Source organism: Sphingomonas sp., from assembly GCF_036387535.1.
GTDB lineage: Bacteria > Pseudomonadota > Alphaproteobacteria > Sphingomonadales > Sphingomonadaceae > Sphingomonas_R.
In genome coordinates this window covers 1-2,599 of the sequence record NZ_DASVTO010000015.1, presented here as the reverse complement: position 1 = coordinate 2,599, position 2,599 = coordinate 1, and the positions used below count along the sequence as shown (strand labels likewise).

1 protein-coding gene is annotated in these 2,599 nt (G+C 65.9%); it reads left to right on the top strand.

The annotated features are described in order from the left end of the window. Nucleotides 1-174 precede the first annotated feature (174 nt). Nucleotides 175-2,406 (top strand): xanthine dehydrogenase family protein molybdopterin-binding subunit, encoded by a 2,232-nt coding sequence (locus VF649_RS01680; protein ID WP_331010223.1) that lies wholly within the window; start codon nucleotides 175-177, stop codon nucleotides 2,404-2,406. Nucleotides 2,407-2,599 lie beyond the last annotated feature (193 nt).

The window sequence follows — 2,599 nt, the reverse complement described above, 5'->3', positions numbered from 1 at the left end:
CGACCCCGCGGTCGAAGCGGCGCTGATCGGCAAGGCGCCGACGATGGAGGCGTTCGAAACCGCCGCCACCGCGCTGCTCGCCGATGCCAAGGGCTTCGGCAGCAACGACTTCAAGATACCGCTCGCCCGGCGCACCCTGATCGCGGCCTTGCGCGAATTGACCGGAGACGCATGATGTTCGGATTCGGGACCACCAACAGCCTGACGATGAACGATCCCTATCCGCACTCGCTGCTGGATCGGGGCGCACAGGGCGTAATCGGCAAGCCGCTCGATCGCCACGAAGGGTCAAAGAAGGTGTCGGGCAGCGCGGTATATTCCGCGGAATATCAGCTGCCCGGCATGGTGTACGGCGTGCTGGTCAGTGCCAAGCGCGGGTCGGGCAAGATCGCGTCGGTCGATGCGGACGCCGTCACCGGCTTGCCCGGCGTGATCCAGGTCGTCACCGACTTCAAGCATTTCCTCCGCAACGCCGGGCAAGGCGGCGAGACCAAATCGCCGACCACCGGGGTCGAAGACATCGCCTATTTCGGTCAGATCGTCGCGATCGTGCTGGGCGACACTTACGAAGCCGCGCGCGACGCCGCTTTGCAATTGCCGATCGCTTATAAGGATCATGACGGCCGCTTCGATTTCGAAGCGCATCGCAGCGAGACGGACAAGCCGCCGCCCAACAACATCCCCGCGCATTTCTCGCAAGGCGATCTCGACACCGCGATGACGCATGCGGCAGTGACGATCGACACGACGATCACCACCCCGTCGCAGAATTCGGCGGCGATGGAGCCGCATGCCTCGGTCGCGACCTGGGACGACGGCAAGCTGACGCTGTACGGATCGTACCAGATCCCCAGCAAGGATGCGCAGCAGCTGGCGGGTGCGCTGGGCGTATCGTCGAAGAACGTGCGGATCGTGTCCGAATATGTCGGTGGCGGTTTCGGATCGAAGCTGGGCATCTCCCCCGAAAGTGCCGCGGCGGCGATCGCGGCGAAGCAATTGGGGCGCCCGGTCAAGGCGGTGATGCTGCGCCAGCAGGTATTCGATGCGACTGTCCGCCGATCGAACACCGAACAGCGCGTGCGCCTTGCCGCGGATGCGGACGGGCGCCTGGTCGGGATCGGCCATGAAACCTTGTGCTCGAATTTGCCCGGCGAGGATTTCTTCGAACCCGCCGGTATCGGCACGCACTCGCTGTATCCCGGCGAACACCGCGTCATCAATCACGATCTGGTGCGCCTCAACCTGGGCCTGTCGGGGTCGATGCGCGCGCCGGGCGAAGCGGTCGGGATGCTCGCGTTGGAAACCGCGATGGACATGCTGGCGGAAAAGATCGGCGTCGATCCTGTCGAACTGCGCAAGCGCAACGACATGGATACCGATCCGGAGAAAGGCGTGCCCTTTTCGTCGCGCTCGCTCACCCAATGCCTCGACGAAGGCGCGGCGCGCTTCGGCTGGGACCAGCGCGAGGCGAAGCCGGCCGCGCGGCGCGAGGGTGAATGGCTTATCGGCATGGGCATGGCGGCGGCGACCCGCAACAATCTGTTGCAGAGCGAAACCGCCAAGGTCTCGATCGACGCCAACGGCCATGCGCGCGTCGATACCGCGATGACCGACATCGGCACCGGCACCTATACGGTCCTGGAACAGGTGGTCGGGGAGTTGCTGGGCCTGCCGCGCGATCGCATCACCGTGAAGCTGGGCGACAGCGCCGGCCCGGAATCCTCCGGCTCGGGCGGATCGTGGGGCGCCTGCGGGTCGGGATCGGCGGTATACCTGGCGTGCGAGGGGCTTCGCGACCGGATCGCCAAGCAGCTCGGCGTCGACAGCGACCAGATGACGTTCAAGGACGGCATGGTCATCGCCGACAATCGCGCCACGCCCTTGGCCGATCTGGTCGGTGACGGCATGGAGGAAACCGGCGCGATCAAGCCGGGCCAGCAGGAGAAGGCTACCACGCAGGCATCCTATGGCGCGCATTTCGCCGAAGTCGCCGTCAACGCCGTCACCGGCGAAGTGCGGGTGCGCCGCATGCTGGGCGTGTTCGCCGCGGGCCGCATCCTGAACGCCAAGACCGCGCGCTCGCAATGCCTGGGCGGGATGACGTTCGGCATCGGTGCCGCGCTGACCGAGGAACTGTTCCACGACACCCGCACCGGCAAGCTGGTGAACCACGATCTCGCGGAATATCACATCCCGGTGAACGCCGACGTGCCGCAACTCGAAGTGCATTTCGTCGAGGAACGCGACATCCATGCCAACCCGCTGCATGCCAAGGGGATCGGCGAACTGGGCATTTCGGGCGCGGGTGCGGCGATCGGCAACGCGATCTACAATGCGACGGGCGTGCGGGTGGTCGATTTCCCGATGACGCTGGACAAATTGCTGGACGGCCTGCCCCCGGTGTAGGGGAGGTCTCATTCCCCCGCGGCAACCTCCCGCGGACCACCGGCAGCAAGGACCAGGCGTGACAGAATATCGCATGGACGGCACGCACCCGCCGATGGCGCTCGACCGCGGCGTGCAAGGGTTGCTCGGCGCCGGCCTCGACCGGATCGACGGCCCGGCGAAAGTCACCGGCACCGCGACCTACGCGCTGGAA

Coding starts and splice junctions, on each gene's coding strand:
- VF649_RS01680 (WP_331010223.1), top strand. CDS start 175: ATGTTCGGATTCGGGACCACCAACAGCCTGACGATGAACGATCCCTAT.